Origin of the sequence: Bradyrhizobium sp. CCBAU 53340, assembly GCF_015291645.1 — a bacterium.
Classification (GTDB): Bacteria; Pseudomonadota; Alphaproteobacteria; order Rhizobiales; family Xanthobacteraceae; genus Bradyrhizobium.
In genome coordinates, this window is sequence record NZ_CP030055.1 from 3671511 (window position 1) to 3685126 (window position 13616).

At 59.1% G+C, this 13616-nt stretch carries 17 protein-coding genes; 4 read left to right on the plus strand and 13 right to left on the minus strand.

The window, feature by feature from the left end; all coding sequences use genetic code 11:
* Positions 1 to 29: 29 nt before the first annotated feature.
* Genes XH89_RS17405 through XH89_RS17415 form a run of 3 tightly spaced genes read right to left on the minus strand, consistent with a single transcriptional unit; the run spans position 30 to position 2085 of the window.
* A complete protein-coding gene (locus XH89_RS17405) occupies positions 30 to 716 on the minus strand; it encodes a hypothetical protein (protein WP_246767859.1) in 687 nt (228 codons plus the stop codon).
* Positions 707 to 1459, minus strand: a complete 753-nt coding sequence (locus XH89_RS17410) for a phage terminase large subunit (protein WP_194468172.1) — start codon at positions 1457 to 1459, stop codon at positions 707 to 709. Before XH89_RS17410 ends, XH89_RS17405 begins: the two co-directional genes overlap by 10 nt.
* Positions 1459 to 2085 (minus strand): hypothetical protein, encoded by a 627-nt coding sequence (locus XH89_RS17415; protein WP_194468173.1) that lies wholly within the window; start codon positions 2083 to 2085, stop codon positions 1459 to 1461. Before XH89_RS17415 ends, XH89_RS17410 begins: the two co-directional genes overlap by 1 nt.
* A gap of 354 nt (positions 2086 to 2439) precedes the next feature.
* On the opposite strand from XH89_RS17415, the gene XH89_RS17420 reads away from it, so the two are divergent.
* Together XH89_RS17420 and XH89_RS17425 are read left to right on the plus strand one after the other, a co-directional pair.
* The gene (locus XH89_RS17420) at positions 2440 to 2718 is read left to right on the plus strand and encodes a hypothetical protein (protein WP_194468174.1); all 279 of its coding nucleotides are present in this window, start codon (positions 2440 to 2442) and stop codon (positions 2716 to 2718) included.
* A complete protein-coding gene (locus XH89_RS17425) occupies positions 2715 to 3494 on the plus strand; it encodes a hypothetical protein (protein ID WP_194468175.1) in 780 nt (259 codons plus the stop codon). The genes XH89_RS17420 and XH89_RS17425 overlap by 4 nt, the downstream gene beginning before the upstream one ends.
* A gap of 273 nt (positions 3495 to 3767) precedes the next feature.
* Here XH89_RS17425 and XH89_RS17430 read toward each other — a convergent pair whose 3' ends face one another.
* From XH89_RS17430 to XH89_RS17450, 5 genes are all read right to left on the minus strand, one after another.
* Positions 3768 to 5459: an AAA family ATPase gene (locus XH89_RS17430; protein ID WP_194468176.1), complete on the minus strand. Its 1692-nt coding sequence runs from the start codon at positions 5457 to 5459 to the stop codon at positions 3768 to 3770.
* 134 nt (positions 5460 to 5593) lie between these two features.
* Complete coding sequence (locus tag XH89_RS17435) at positions 5594 to 5794, minus strand: cold-shock protein (RefSeq protein ID WP_194468177.1); 201 nt, start codon at positions 5792 to 5794, stop codon at positions 5594 to 5596.
* A 24-nt stretch (positions 5795 to 5818) separates the two neighbouring features.
* Entirely contained in the window at positions 5819 to 5995 is a 177-nt protein-coding gene (locus tag XH89_RS17440; RefSeq protein WP_194468178.1) for an AlpA family transcriptional regulator, read from the minus strand.
* Between the two features lie 132 nt (positions 5996 to 6127).
* Complete coding sequence (locus XH89_RS17445; RefSeq protein WP_194468179.1) at positions 6128 to 6730, minus strand: hypothetical protein; 603 nt, start codon at positions 6728 to 6730, stop codon at positions 6128 to 6130.
* On the minus strand, positions 6727 to 6942 hold the full coding sequence (locus XH89_RS17450; protein ID WP_194468180.1) for a hypothetical protein: 216 nt from the start codon (positions 6940 to 6942) through the stop codon (positions 6727 to 6729). The genes XH89_RS17445 and XH89_RS17450 overlap by 4 nt, the downstream gene beginning before the upstream one ends.
* A 983-nt stretch (positions 6943 to 7925) precedes the next feature.
* Between XH89_RS17450 and XH89_RS17455 the strand changes: the two genes are divergently transcribed.
* Together XH89_RS17455 and XH89_RS17460 are read left to right on the plus strand one after the other, a co-directional pair.
* Positions 7926 to 8888: a hypothetical protein gene (locus tag XH89_RS17455; protein WP_194468181.1), complete on the plus strand. Its 963-nt coding sequence runs from the start codon at positions 7926 to 7928 to the stop codon at positions 8886 to 8888.
* Positions 8889 to 9004: 116 nt separating this feature from the next.
* Positions 9005 to 9307: a hypothetical protein gene (locus XH89_RS17460; protein WP_371825216.1), complete on the plus strand. Its 303-nt coding sequence runs from the start codon at positions 9005 to 9007 to the stop codon at positions 9305 to 9307.
* A gap of 1 nt (position 9308) precedes the next feature.
* Here the strand turns inward: XH89_RS17460 and XH89_RS17465 are convergent, their stop codons facing one another.
* The 5 genes from XH89_RS17465 to XH89_RS17485 all read right to left on the minus strand — a co-directional run bounded on the left by XH89_RS17465 (position 9309) and on the right by XH89_RS17485 (position 13552).
* A complete protein-coding gene (locus XH89_RS17465) occupies positions 9309 to 9836 on the minus strand; it encodes a hypothetical protein (protein ID WP_194468182.1) in 528 nt (175 codons plus the stop codon).
* Between the two features lie 421 nt (positions 9837 to 10257).
* The gene (locus XH89_RS17470; protein ID WP_194468183.1) at positions 10258 to 10746 is read right to left on the minus strand and encodes a hypothetical protein; all 489 of its coding nucleotides are present in this window, start codon (positions 10744 to 10746) and stop codon (positions 10258 to 10260) included.
* Complete coding sequence (locus XH89_RS17475; RefSeq protein WP_194468184.1) at positions 10743 to 12164, minus strand: site-specific integrase; 1422 nt, start codon at positions 12162 to 12164, stop codon at positions 10743 to 10745. Before XH89_RS17475 ends, XH89_RS17470 begins: the two co-directional genes overlap by 4 nt.
* 303 nt (positions 12165 to 12467) lie before the next feature.
* The gene (locus tag XH89_RS17480) at positions 12468 to 12665 is read right to left on the minus strand and encodes a hypothetical protein (RefSeq protein WP_194468185.1); all 198 of its coding nucleotides are present in this window, start codon (positions 12663 to 12665) and stop codon (positions 12468 to 12470) included.
* Positions 12666 to 12922: 257 nt separating this feature from the next.
* A complete protein-coding gene (locus tag XH89_RS17485) occupies positions 12923 to 13552 on the minus strand; it encodes a TetR/AcrR family transcriptional regulator (protein WP_194468186.1) in 630 nt (209 codons plus the stop codon).
* Between the last annotated feature and the right edge of the window lie 64 nt (positions 13553 to 13616).

Below are 13616 nucleotides of genomic sequence, written 5' to 3' on the forward strand. Positions count from 1 at the left end.
GAAATACGGCGCAAACAGCAGCCCGCCGCCTAAAGCCGCAACTCGCTGACGCTTGCCGCCGACCACTGCGTCGCCATCCATAGCGTAATTGCGACCGACAGCACTAAGTCGTCGTGAGCACCGACGCGCGCCGCGTATGTCGTGCGGCCGGCCTCCGATATCCTCCGCTTGAAGTCCTTCAGTTCTCCCTTTAGCGCTGCGGCGTCGTTTGCGTCCGCTGCGATACGCAGTTCGCCGCTGTGCGAATGGGCCTCAAGGTTCGAGATCAACAAGCCCTTGGGCACGTGCCAGGTCTTGGCGCCGTGCTGCGTCGCTTCCAGGCCAGCCGTGATGGTGATTCGGCTGGGCGACAGGCCGGCAGCATCGAACATATCGCCGACTGGGCGACCAACGCCTGTCTCGTCAATGACCAGGGTCGGCTTTAGCGTGTCGAGGGGCGGGCGTGCCAGCAGGTTGACCACTCGCTGGATTTGCTGCGGATAAGACATGCCGAGCGGTAGGCGCTCAAGATGCCGGACATCGAAGTGCACTGAGCTACGTTGGCGCCATATCTGTAGCTTCTCGTTCTTGATCCAGTCGTCGAGCGGGATCACGCGATGATGCATTACGCTGATTGCGGTCGGGTCGGTGCTCTGCCCAAGATCGACGCCGACGAACCAACGATCGACAGCGCGAGCCGGCAGTTGCGGCCATTCCGCAGGGTAGATCATGCCCATAGCGGCCGAACCTCATTGGTGAACATGGCGTCGATTATGTCAGCACCGAACGCAGCGTCCTCGGTGTCCAAGAATTCGCACAGGTACTCTTGCCGGAACTTCGTCTCGCCGAGATTCTTCCGCTCGCGTTCAAGAAACTCGGGTGTGATGCGATCGCAGGATCCCAACTCGACGCGAATGCGGTGCCAGTCCGGATCATTGGCGAACCACGTTTCATAGAAGGCGCCGCGCTTGCCGGCAGGCGTTGACAGGTAGACGAGCTGCGCGCGCGGGTTGGTGGCCAACATGGGCCGGATGGCGGTGATCAACTCATCGGAGCAGCGCGATGCTTCGTCGATGATGGCCAAGCGAACGTTGGCAAGGCCGCGTAGGGTGTCGCCGTCGTTGTCGCCTGGGCAGGCAAGGATGCGACTGCCGTTCTCGAACTCGATACGGCGCGCGGCGTCGCCAATCAGGCAGGGTGCGTCGGCAAGGCGGCCATAGGTTTTGCGCGACCGGCGCACAAACTCGTCAGAAAGCCGCTGAGCCGGCGACGCGATCAGGATGAGGCTATCAGGCTCCGTCGTGGCCACCGATAGCGACTTGATCGTCGCAGCCTCCGTCTTCCCGTGCTGCCGCGGGATCAGCATAGCCGTCTGCGGCGCGTCGGAGCGAACGAACTCGGCTTGCCAGTCATCCAGTGCTATGCCAGCGTCAACCGCCAGCAAGGCCGGGTCGAGCGCTCGCGCAATGTCACGGGCCATCAGCACGGCGAGGGGACCGGGCAGGGTGGCACAGCGGGCTTGGCCTCGATGAGCAAAGGCGGCTTCCCTGCGCGCTCGGTAATCACCGCCGCGGCGTCCGTCTCCAGCCGATGCAGGACCGCCCCGACTACCCGGGCAGCCTCAGGGAAGGGGCGGAGGGCCGTTACGATCGCCTGGCGCGTCGCCAGGTAGTCCGCGCTAATCAGGAGCGACGTCGACCGCACGTCATGACGCTGCACGATCATGCCCAACAGCTTTCCGACCAGGGCTAGATTTGCGGTGATGGCGCCTTCCGCGCTGATCGCGGCTTTGATGTCGCCGAAGTCGATCGCGGTGGCCACGTGCTGTTGCAGCCGGGCGCGCTGGTGCACGAGTTGGGACAGCAAGCCTTCTTGCTCGCTCGCCTGCAAGGCCTCCAAGTCGATCTCGGTAGGCTTCTGTGCGGTCAGGATCGCCGCGCGCATGGCGGGGCTGACGTGGTTGGCGGCGTGGCGGCCGACGGCATCAGCGCTGACGTTGAAGCGACGGGCGAGGGCGTTGTGCGCAATGCCGTGCGCGAGTCCAATCTCGATCTGATGCCGGGACTTGTGAGAGCAAATTGAACACTTCGGGCCGGTCTTGCCCATACTCAACGCACCTGCGATTTGGCCACGCGAATTCGCGTTTCGATACCCCTGTGTTTACCCCACCTATATCGAAAAATCCGTAAATGCGCAAAAGTGCTGCATTCATAGTAACGCAGCGTAACAGAGCATTAGTCAGTAGAACTAGAGCGCCTCGAATGAGGAGAGCAAAGCGCCGCGCTTGAGCTATTTTGTATCGCTTCGCACAGTAAAATGCGGCGCGCTTTCATTCGCGGCTCGGTCGCGGCTCGGTGTTGCGATGTCGTTGGGGCTGGTTGTACGTTTGTGCTTTTCGGGAGAATTTCAGATGTCTAGTTGCATTGTGTCATCAGCTTCTCCATTGATCGGCGGTGAACCGTGACGGGAACGGTGGAGCGTATCGTTAAATGCCCCTGGTGCGCGGAAGAAGTGCAGTCGGAAGCGATCATTTGCCGACATTGCGGTTCGAACATGAACTGGACGCCGGCACATGCGCAAGCCCACGCTGAGCAGCAACTCCAACTCGCCGAACAGCAGCTAAAAATCGCGCAAGCTCATCAGACGGCGCATAACATTGGAACAATCATTGGGCTTGTGATCGGAATACCAATTGCGATCATGATGATTATCGTCATTGTGGGCTCTTCAGGGCGATGAACGCAGGTCACGACAGTCAATTGTTGGCGCTCACGCGCCTATATCTGTTGGTTAATCTGCTTTTAATCGCCCCCGCGCTCGCGCAGAACGCCGACCAAAACTCGGAGAGTCCTGGCGGCATCACGGCCCGCGGCGCGAACTACGAGGTTGTGAGGAGCGGCCCCGACGACCATCTTAATTGCCTTTATCGAGATAAGGTCAAGCTTTTGTGCCCTGAAGGTGTGGAGTTCGTCAGCATCGAGCAACATCACAAGCTTAGGGACTATGACTTGATTATCGTTTCGATGGGGCAACTTGGATCTGGCACCCGGTGGCACGACTGGAGTGTTATCGCAGAAGACGGGAAACGCGGCACTATCAAAGAACTCGCCAGCGCTTGTTTAGAGTGTGAGATTAAGGTCAAGCGATTGGGGCCAAGTTCAAATGAGGCGCTGTTTATCTATCGACAGGAGCAACACCTCGTGACCGCTCGCTTCCATGAGGGGCGTCTCACCATGCGGAAGAGCAAGCTCGACCCCCATGAGCCTCTCGGAAAGGAAGATTGCGGCGGCCTTTTTGGCATTATGAAGCAGTGCAAAGAGACCAAGCCGAATTCATTCTACTGCACCACGATGGGCAGCACGGCGCGCAACTTTTTCATACGGCGGATCGTGGATCACCACAGCGGATTCTCGATCGGCCGGTTGGAGCAGCAATGCAGAGCCGCCTGCTCGACCGGCAAGCTCATGGATCGAAAATCTTTCTTCAAGCGTGTATGCCGTCACACGCCTGATTGAGAGCTGGTGCAGCGCCGCAACCAGGAACTATTTCCAAGGCTCAAAGGTTTGGCGGCCGCCCGAGCATTTTCCGGTTCATTTCCACGTTGACTCACGTTCGTTGGTTCACTGGTTCACCTATAGGGATATGAGTGAACCGAACCAGACGATGATGGGGCAAAAATGCCCCCCATCGTTTCGTCGTTGGTTCGCTGATTGGTTCAGGCGAACCAGCCTGTTATCTAAGGGTTTTTTGCTTCTCTTGGTTCGGTTTTAGTTCGCACTTTGGTTCGCTTAACTTGCGCCTGGAAATCGTGCGGGAGGCAGGGGTGGTTGGTTCACCCCTGAACCACGGGAATCCATGGCGTTTAATTCCCGCTGACCCGCACTGGTTAACGTCCAACCGCTACGCTCTGACCGAATTAGCTTTTGCTGCTCCAGCTTCTGTGCAAGGCGGTACACGCGGCTGTCGCTCATCCCGAGCAGCTTTCCGATGTCCCGCCGGCTCTTGCGCGGGTGCTGATCGATGGTGCGCAGCAGCGCGTCTTCGTCCCGCTCGGTCGCACGCTCGCGCTCCATGATGCCGATATCCGACACAGGCCGAGCAACGACGGTCGGGATGGGACGCCCCTTTGTGTCGCGCAGCTTTGGATGCTGCACCGTGACCAGCTCGAAATGGACCGGCTCGAACGATGGCCCGCGAAACTTGCCGAGGGCCTCGAAGGCGATCACTTGACCATCCCGACGCAGGGCAACGTTTCCGTCCACTTCGTTCAGGAACGCCCCGCCGCCCTTTGGAATAAGGTCATCGTCGGCTGCGCGCTTGGTCGGATGCGCCAAGGCGAGCACGCAGGGGCCGCCAGGAAGGGTCGTCATGGACCGCAGCAATCGGGCGTAGTTGCCCATTTGGACGTTGTCGTTGTCGTCATCGCCCTCGAAATATGCCGCGACCGTATCGACGACGATCAGGGACGATTTCAGGCCCTTGGTTGCGACCTCCGCTTCTATGTTGGCGACATTCTCCGAAATCTTGACCACGCCGTTGATGAAATGCACGTCTATCGTCTCCGGGTCGATGCCCATCTCTTGGGTGACGCCGAGCCAGCGCGCCTGCACGTCCGTCGGGTTTTCGCCAGCCGCATAGATGACCGTACCCTTGTCAACTTGAATGCTGCCGATCGGACGGCCAGTTGCGACGTGAGCGGCTAGGCGCATGGCCGCAGCGGTCTTGCCACCGCCGGTCTTGGCCGTCATCGAGTAACAAAAGCGCCGCTGGAAGATCCGGTCGACGACGTAATCGGGCGGCACAAAGTCGCGAACAAATTGGGCGGACGTTTGGATGAGGTTCGTGGGTGCAGGTGATTTAGGGAAGGGGACGACGGGCATCGCTTTTGGCTTCTCCAGTAATTCGCGGAAACGGCGTTCGGACCAACGTTCGATTTTCTTCGCATCTGACCAGGGGCGGCCGTCCGCCAACCATTTCGCATAGCCGGCGTCATCGAGATCGAAGAAGCGGTCGAGCCGCTTCAGACGGCTCGCCTCGCTCGCCTTCTGCTTGGCTTGGGCTTCGACTGATGCTCTAGCGGCGGCTTCCCGGCGCTGTATCTCGGCGGCGAGTTCCGGGATCGAGTCGATCAGCACTTGCAACTTGTTGCGTGTTTCCTCGTCACGATCGGGCGGATTGCCGTCGTTGTAAAACCAGACGCTCGAGTCCTTGTCGTGCTCGATCCAAGCTGACGCATCGACGGTCTGCGCGGTTTCAGGAATTACGCGTATGAACGCTGGCCAACCTTCACCGGCTAGGCAGTCGATGCCGCCTGGCAAATCCATATTGTCCCAACCTTCGCAGGGTTCATCCTGATCCTCATGAGCCGCAAGTCGAACGATGGGTCGGTATTTTCGATCATGGATGACGAACGAGTTGGATGCGGCAAACGCTCCGTAGGGCAGCAATTTGGGATCGTTAATTTGCGCGACGATGCACATTTGTGGACTCCATCAAGAGCCCCCACGCAACATTTACATTGCGGTCGCCATCGAAGTGTGGTAGCGATCAACGTGCGACAGTTTACAGCTACCCTTCGACGCCTCAGCAATGCCCGTTGCTGGGGCGTTTACTTTTAGACGGTACGAACGTTGGCAGCCTGCGGCTTTCCGGTTCGCGAACTGATCTCGATTTCGAAACCAACGTGCTGCCCGACATCGAGTGAGTCGACGCCGCTAGGCAGCGCCGAGACGTGGCAAAAGACGTCGTGCCCGTCCGTCGAGATGAACCCGAAACCCCGCTCGGCATTCCACTTTTTCACGTGTCCGATTTTCATTTCCGTTTTCCTCGATGCAAGTTGCTACGCGTAGGCAGGAGCTGACTCGTGCGCTGCTATCCATTCCGCCGCCGCCGCTTCGCTGATGCGGGTGCATTTCCCTATCTTGACGATGCGCGGTCCTTTGCCTTCGGCGCACCGTCGGTAGAAGGTGGCCCGGTGGATGCGATAACGCTGGCAGAATTCATCGACGGTCAGCATGTGTCCGCTCCTGTTCCTGAACGCAAAAAATCCCGCCGCAGGCAATCAAGCCTTTGGCGGGTTCGTCACAGCGCAGATGATGCGCTCGATTCCTAAAAAGTCGCTTAATGTCGCGCGTTGGCGCGGTGGGGCTTATATGTATCGTTCCAGAACGTCTACTTGGTCGAGATAGCGGCGGTCGACAATGTATTCAAACTCTCCGATCGCAAGACTGTGCTCGTTCGGCGAAGCCAGAATTGCAATCGAAGGCGCGACGGTGACCAGCAGAACGCCACCTTCTCCCTTTGGACAATTCAAACCACGAGCGAACATCTCGCCGATGTCGCGTTCGGAAGTCCAAGAAAATCCATATGTGCGATTCTGATGGTTCGACCATCGCTCGCCGCGGTAGAGCCGCAGCGACGGCCCATGGTAACCCGGCAGCAAATTGGCAAGAGCTGGCGCGAGCACCGTATCTACCGAAAAGCAGTCTCGGATCCAGAGGCCCTGATTGGTCCAAGCAGAGTGGAAAGCGCGCTTGATCGAGTCGGCGGCCGGCGGCACATGTGCTAGGCGAACGAGTAGCCAATAGAATAGATCCGGCTTCTGCCTCGCTTCCCATAGGCAGCGATTAATTTGATCCGTATTGTCACTCAAAATGCCGCGAACGAAGTCCTCGACCGTTTTAAGCGGCACGGCAGGTTGTCCGTACGGATTTGAATCTAACATACCCTTAGCCGCCTTTGTATCGGTCACTCCCACCACGCCGCCTGCAACATTCGGCCAGGGTAACTCGCTAAGAATCGGATTTGATCCGCCGGGACGCCAAGGCCGACAAGCGTGGTCATGAGTTCAACGCGGCTTCCGCCTCCCGCGAACTTTTCGATCGCGGTTTCATATTTGCCAAAATCAGCGAGAGTGCGCAGCGAAACGAAGCCAGGATAGCTGGCGCGGATCGTGTCGATCATAGTGATGCAAGCCCCCTGTGCTCCTCAGAGCATGAAACCACAAAGACGGTCAGCGGTCAATCGAAATTCGGATTTATGGAAACTGTCAACGCGCGATGTAACTTGTCAACGGTGACAAACTTCTCCACACCCGCGAGGCACAGTAGCTCGTAAGCGCATCCACCCACTATATTCGGCCCTGAACTGTGATGAGGCGCACGGAGAGGCGGGAAGGCTCGGGGGGCGCGGGCTGCTCGGGATGAGCTGGAGGCGGCTATTCGATGACGTTCTGTCCGCGTTGCGACAACAGTCGTCTGGACCGGCCATAGGTTGGCGACGGGCGGTACTCGATTAACCGATACCTCCGTATCTCTACTACTTTGGCGAAGGCCCTATTGATCTATCGCCTTGGTTGCGATTGGATAATTTCGGCTCAGGGGGAAACCATGCGGAATTTGGGGATCACGGCGCTTGCCGTCGCGTTAGCCGGATGTGCGTCGTCGTCTTCGGACATCACGCCCTCGTATGTCTCGCCGATGATTTATCAGAGTTACAACCGCCAGCAGTTGGCGATGGAGGCACAGAGTGTGTCGGCGCGCGCGGGTCAGACCTGATCGCCGCACAGAAGCCAGCAGATCGCGCAGGTCAACTCTAAGGAATTTCCTCCCGGCCCTCGCACAACCTGTGAGTAGGTCAAGTTGAAAAAGGCGGACGAAGTGAAAAGCATTCAATTTTGGTTCTTGACATTATTTCTTTGGGCAAATGGGCCTGCCTTCGCTGCGCCGCCCGCTGAGTGCGTTGGCAAATTCGTCGGGAGTTGGACGATCCGGGTCAATGCCACAGGGCAGACATATCCCGCTCAACTCTTTGCAAATGGCAGGTCACAGGTAAGCTGTCCGATGTGCACACCGGGCAGCACTTGGACGTGCTCTGGCAACACATATTCTTACACCGTGGACAATGGCCCATCGGGATCGGCCACCCTGAGCGCGGATGGAAGGACGATGTCCGGCGGATGCTGCACAATTACGCGGAACGGCGCTCTGCCTTCGTCGTCCGCAGCCGCCTCCAAAGATGCCAAAGCAAAGTCCGCCGCGCTGGCGCAGCAGCCGACGAAGCCAGCTACGCAGCAGAAAGCTGGCGGTTCGTGCGGAAGCGACATAACCGGCACCGACCATACTGCGCCCGCATCGAACGGCAGCGATGATTGCAAAGCAGCCGCTCGCTCGCTGCACGCAGCTCGCGTCCTGAAAGGAAAGAAGCAGTTCTCGCTCCTCGCCCCCGAAGAATACAAAAAGGCTGCAGCAGCGGCTCAGCGGGCTGGCGACACAGAGCTTATGTTAAAAATAATCCGAGAGGCCGAGCAGCCCGATGCGCCAATAGCGGACAAGTCCGATCCATACAAGGAAGGCCTCGTGCGATCAGCAAATGCAATAAGCGATGCTGCGAAGGAATTGTTGAGCAAACCCGTAACCTGCAGCGACATGAAAGATGCGGAGGCGCTCTATTCGCGCGCCGCGAAAGATTTTCTCGACGCCGACGAAATTGAAAAAGCCAACGAAGTGAACCGTAGGAATACTGCACTTGTCGAGACGTTGGATAGTCTAGAAACGCAAGGGAAATGCAAAGTCCAGCAGGCATTCATCAAGCAGTTACCCGCTTCCATCACGAACGCTCAAACTGATAACACCACCAAATGCCAAGCAGCGCTGGAAAGTCTTAAGAAACTAGATCAGCCGACCGCCAACATGGCCTCTATCGGGGAGCCAACGGACGCCCAGTCGACACCTTCCAACTATAACGTCGTTGTTGCAAAAATGAAACTCGCAGCGGAGGGCTGCAATGTGCCAAATGCCCAGCCGTATACGCTTAGGGAATGTTTGGCTGCTCGAATCTATATGGCCCAAGAGGGCACAGCTCCTGACGTAATCTCCGCTATCCTCGAACATGCCGGCTGCTCGAAATAGGACACGATATATAGCGGCGTGCTCACGGCAGCCCTGCGTCAGCGTGCGTCGCATGCCAAGATCAAAGCGAGCTTGGCCGCAGCAGGCAAGCCCGTACAGAGGCGATCCGCTCGCCAGTGGCTGGTGTCCAGCTCTTTGCGTTCGATCTGCTCGCGGCCAGCGGCGAGGATCTGCGCCAGTTGCCGCTGGAGATGCGCAAGACCAACCTGGCGCGACTGCTCCGCGGCCGGCCCGACGGCATGTTCGCCGCGCCGTTCGAGGCGGGCGGGATCGGGCCGGAACTTTTTGGCGCGGCCTGCCGCATGGGCTTGGAGGGCTTAGTGTCCAAGCGTCGCGATCGGCGCTACAGCGGTGGCCGCTCGCAAGACTGGATCAAGGTCAAGAACCGCACACATCCGGCCATTAGCAGCGAGTTCTAAGTTACGATCCAAGCCAGGCTTCGAACTCCGCCGCACTGCGAACCCCGGCGGCTGTGAAGAGAGCCCCTTGAGTCAAGTTCACGGCCATTTCCACCAGATCAACGACTTCGGCGCGATCGTCCAACGCGCGGATCTGCTTGGCTCGGTTGGTCTCCAGCCAATTCGCGGTGATGACATCGCGCGAGCGCGTATCGAGGCCAGAAAGGGCCGGATCGCTTTCCCAAATTGCAGTGATGAGGCTCGGATCCGTGATCGTACTCGCCAAGGCGATGCTTTCGGTCACCGTCGTTGCGCGCATTATTCGACGATACTCGACCCGAAGCGCGGCACCAGCCGCGTCTGTCTTGTCGATCGCTTTAGGGATCAAGGCGTCTCGGTCGTTCTGCAATTTCGTTCTGGTGTCAGCCGCCGCGCTGCGCACGCGCAGGAAGATGGCGCGCTGAGTGGATGCGAATTTCTTCAGCTCGTCCGCCTTGCCGTCGACAGAGAGTAGCGAATTCTTGGCGAGGTCGGCGCGCTTGGCGTCCATGCGGTCGACGATGCCGACCGCGGAATCGAAGGTTGAAGTGAGCGCGGCGTCCGCGCTTTTCGGGAAGCGGGCCTGAAGGGTTGCAGCGGCAGGATTCGAAGAGGGCATATGTAGGTCGTCCTTTGAATGTGTGATGATTTCAGGCGGCCACGGGCTGTCGACGTGCAGCTACGGTGCGTTCCCAAGCGCAGAGTTCACCAACACGCCAGAACCGGCGTTTCGCGATGTAGAGCGGGCGAGGGAAGTGGGGATCGTCTTTTAGGCGGCGCTCGCCCCACATGTGACTCACGCCGCCATAGCGGGCGCGGAGCTGGGATGTGGGGATCAGGGCCTTCGGATCGTCAGCGGACATCGTGACCTCATATGTTGGTCACATGCTGTCACGTTCCGCATCGGATTTAGTCAGCAGCTAAATCGCGAATTAGGTGCTGCGGGATTTTGCCTGGGCTTTGGATGAGCGACGAGCAATATTCTCAATCACTTCCGGATCCAACCTGAAGTGCTTCGCGGCAGCTTCCAAGAGTGCGCTGTGGCCGCGATGGGCTTTTTTGTTCTCCTGCATCCATTTTTTGATTGTGAAGTGCTGACTATCTCGTTTGTCAATCCATGAGACCCGACCCTTGGCATCCACAAAAAATGTGTGCTGCGGCCGGCGTGCCGGTTTTCCCCTTGGGCGTTTCTCTTTGTCTTCGAGGACATCGGCCAGAAAGGAACGGACGTCATTATCGTCCAATAAATGTTCGCTACGGAGCATCGCGACAAGCGAACGTCGATCGCCCCGCTTTGCCCAATCAAGCGCATCCTGCCACGCGATAGAAATTTGAGCCGCCGCTGCGTCCTTATCGTGCGCGGCTTGCTCCTCGTCCGATAGCGGCGCGCTCGGCAGCGGTGGCTTGGGATGCTTGCTCATGCCGTCTCCCTAGCAAACGGGTACACGTTGCTCGCGGGACGGTTGTTCACCAGATCGTCGACATATCGAGCCCACGCCGTGAACGCCTGCGTCTTTTCGCGCAGATATTTGTGTCTGGCGTAGACGCGGGCTACGCCCCGAATCGCACCCGACGAGTGGTTGACGCAGGCTTCCGCGATTTCAATCGAAAATCCGAGCGCTTGCAGGCCTGAATAGAAGGTGCGGCGCAAGTCGTGCAGTGTCCAAGGCTCCAATCGCGCGTTCGGATCGCTCTTGCGCAGCTCGGCTAGCATAGCTTCATCGAACCGCTTTTTCGCTTTGCTGAGACCGCTAATCGGAGTTTCGCCGGTCGTGGTGAACAGCAGACCCTTTCCCTTGATGGCGGGAAGCGACTTCAACAGCGCAACAGCCTGTGGGCTGAGCGGCACAAGATGCTCGCGCCCGTTTTTCGTTCGCTCTTTCGGGATCGTCCAGAGCGGTTCGCACCACCGGCTGCCGTCGTCGAGCACTATGGCTGTACCCTGCAAATCGAGTTCGATCCGCGGCAGTTCGCGCAGTTCGTCGCGGCGTTGCCCCAGCAAGATCAAGCCCTGTACGAGGCGCCCAAAAGGGTAGCCCTCCCGATCGGCAACTTTCCAGGCGGCGACCAGCTCGGCGGCTGAAAGCTTTCGTTCTCGCTCGGTTTCGTGGGCAAAGGCGTCGAGCGAAGCGACTGGGGAGGCCTCGCGCATGTCGCGGTCGACGCACCAGTCGAAAAAGGTCTTGAGGGTGGTAAGGGTTCGATTGGCTGTCACTCCGCGCCCAGAGTCGACTAGGCCGTCGAGCAGCACGATTGCATCATGCTTGGTGACGGATCCGAGTGGGCGACCCGACCATTTGCCAAGCACGCCGTTCCCGGTCTTATCCCATTCGCCCGGCTTCTCCGGATCTGGTTTCAGGCCGAAATAGTGGGCAGTGAGCAGGCGGGTCGATTCGCGCAAACCCTGGCGTTTGCGGCCCTTGTACCGCTTCAAGAACTCGATCGTGGCCGCATCGATGGTGTTATCGCGGACAGCCTCCCGCTTGGCTTCAGCCTTCTCCTGCCGGCGGACATGGGTGGGGTCGATCCCACGCTGAACGTCCTCGGCGGCCGCTGTTGCCAGCATGCGGGCTTGGCTGGGGGTCAGAGGATGGCCGATCTGTGGCTGAGCAGGGGAGGGTGTGAGCGCCAGCGGTCCGAGGGTGAGCTTTTTAGGCGCACGCTGCCCAACCTCGTCACGCTCAACCGGTGAGCGGAAGCGGAAGACCCACGACTTAATGCCGGAGGGGTGGACCACCAAGAACAAACCGGCCGCGCCGCCGTCGGATTTTTCATAGCGAACCGCGCGCGGTTTGAGCTGCTCGATTGCCAGGTTGGATAGCGCCCTAGTCTTGGCCATGCCGTTACCCCAAGGTGCTGTGGGGTAACGATTTTAGCCTGTTAGTGGCCGTTACCCTGCGTTCGTAACATGCCACAAGAAATCAGAAATATCTAGTTCAATAAAGTGTTTACACCCTATCCGATCGTTCAGTCTCGTTACGCTTCGTTACCCTATCGCCTTCGGCTGGGAGACTAGGGGTCGGAGGTTCAAATCCTCTCGCTCCGACCATTTTCTTCAGAGAAGGACCAATGTGCTTGCCCGGTCGCGGGATCGGCAAGCGATCTCCTCTGCTCGGGACAATCCGTTGTCAGCGGCTGGCGATCAGCACCGGTCGTGCGGACAGTGCTGCTCCGCGCCGGCCTTGCTGCGGGCCCATGTCGGGACCGCGAAGGCAAGTTGAGATCGCCCCATCGTGTCCACGAAGGAGGCTTGCGCGCTCTGCAGGCGTTTGGTCAGCCCGCCGACGTTCAGGTCCAGAGCTGCCAGATCCAGGGTTGCGTCGACGGCCAAAAGGGCCATCGACAGGCATGCAACCGTCGCCGCGACGGCGATTGCCTTCCATTCTGGTGACTTAATCATTTGACTTTATCACGTATTGCCTGCCCGGATAGATAGGATTTCCGAGCAGGATTCAACCCCCCGTGCATGGCCCGCGCACGCGTTCTTGAAGTGCGACGGTCCGGTAACAAGGTGAGGCGTGTCGCTGTGGTCGGCGCGAATCGATCGCGGCCTTGAATCGATCACGTCGGGCGCCGAGGCTGGTTCAGGAACGAATGCTAGGCAGGTGGCCGCAGATAACCCACCACCATCCGCGTCGTCTCATCCACCAGCGTCCGCACGACCTTGTTCGGCAGCGTCTCGGCCTGGTTCAGTACCGTGTTGTGCGCGACGGCTTCGATGGCGCTGACGCAGATGAAGGTCGCGATATCGAGGTCGATCCTGCGCATCTCCTTGCGGCGGCTGTCGAGATAGGCGCGCATGAGGGTGTGGACCTCGCGGTTGAAGGCCTCGACGTCGAGCTTGCCTGCACGCGGGATCTGCTCGGCGAGCACACGATGCAGTTTGGGGTTGATGCGGTGGGCCTCGATCGCGACGGTGACGAGGCGGCGCACGGCCTTCTCGATCGGCATGTCGGTGACCTCGATGAGCGTTGCGCGGACGATCGCCATGATCTCCTCGTTGTGACGATCGATCACGGCGGCGACGAGCGCCTCCTTGCCTGGAAAATATTGATACAGCGAGCCGACGCTGACGCCGGCGACCTCGGCGATCCGGTTGGTGCTCGTCTTCTCGAAACCGTCCTTGACCAGAATGCGAGCGGTTGCCTCGACCAGCGCGTCGACCGTGGCGCGGGATCGCTGCTGCGAAGCGCTTTTTCGGGGTTTTGTCGGCGGTTTGCGGGCCACGGCCTTGTGATCTGAATGCGAGTTGGAAAAGCGAGTGAATGCTCGCATTATATCGGCAAGTGGC

What these genes read in the sequence shown, in the direction of transcription:
- XH89_RS17405 (WP_246767859.1), bottom strand. Translation starts at nt 716, where the DNA reads ATGGGCATGATCTACCCTGCGGAATGGCCGCAACTGCCGGCTCGCGCT.
- XH89_RS17410 (WP_194468172.1), bottom strand. Translation starts at nt 1,459, where the DNA reads ATGGCCCGTGACATTGCGCGAGCGCTCGACCCGGCCTTGCTGGCGGTT.
- XH89_RS17415 (WP_194468173.1), bottom strand. Translation starts at nt 2,085, where the DNA reads ATGGGCAAGACCGGCCCGAAGTGTTCAATTTGCTCTCACAAGTCCCGG.
- XH89_RS17425 (WP_194468175.1), top strand. Translation starts at nt 2,715, where the DNA reads ATGAACGCAGGTCACGACAGTCAATTGTTGGCGCTCACGCGCCTATAT.
- XH89_RS17430 (WP_194468176.1), bottom strand. Translation starts at nt 5,459, where the DNA reads ATGTGCATCGTCGCGCAAATTAACGATCCCAAATTGCTGCCCTACGGA.
- XH89_RS17435 (WP_194468177.1), bottom strand. Translation starts at nt 5,794, where the DNA reads ATGAAAATCGGACACGTGAAAAAGTGGAATGCCGAGCGGGGTTTCGGG.
- XH89_RS17440 (WP_194468178.1), bottom strand. Translation starts at nt 5,995, where the DNA reads ATGCTGACCGTCGATGAATTCTGCCAGCGTTATCGCATCCACCGGGCC.
- XH89_RS17450 (WP_194468180.1), bottom strand. Translation starts at nt 6,942, where the DNA reads ATGATCGACACGATCCGCGCCAGCTATCCTGGCTTCGTTTCGCTGCGC.
- XH89_RS17455 (WP_194468181.1), top strand. Translation starts at nt 7,926, where the DNA reads ATGTCCGGCGGATGCTGCACAATTACGCGGAACGGCGCTCTGCCTTCG.
- XH89_RS17465 (WP_194468182.1), bottom strand. Translation starts at nt 9,836, where the DNA reads ATGGACGCCAAGCGCGCCGACCTCGCCAAGAATTCGCTACTCTCTGTC.
- XH89_RS17470 (WP_194468183.1), bottom strand. Translation starts at nt 10,746, where the DNA reads ATGAGCAAGCATCCCAAGCCACCGCTGCCGAGCGCGCCGCTATCGGAC.
- XH89_RS17475 (WP_194468184.1), bottom strand. Translation starts at nt 12,164, where the DNA reads ATGGCCAAGACTAGGGCGCTATCCAACCTGGCAATCGAGCAGCTCAAA.
- XH89_RS17480 (WP_194468185.1), bottom strand. Translation starts at nt 12,665, where the DNA reads ATGGCCCTTTTGGCCGTCGACGCAACCCTGGATCTGGCAGCTCTGGAC.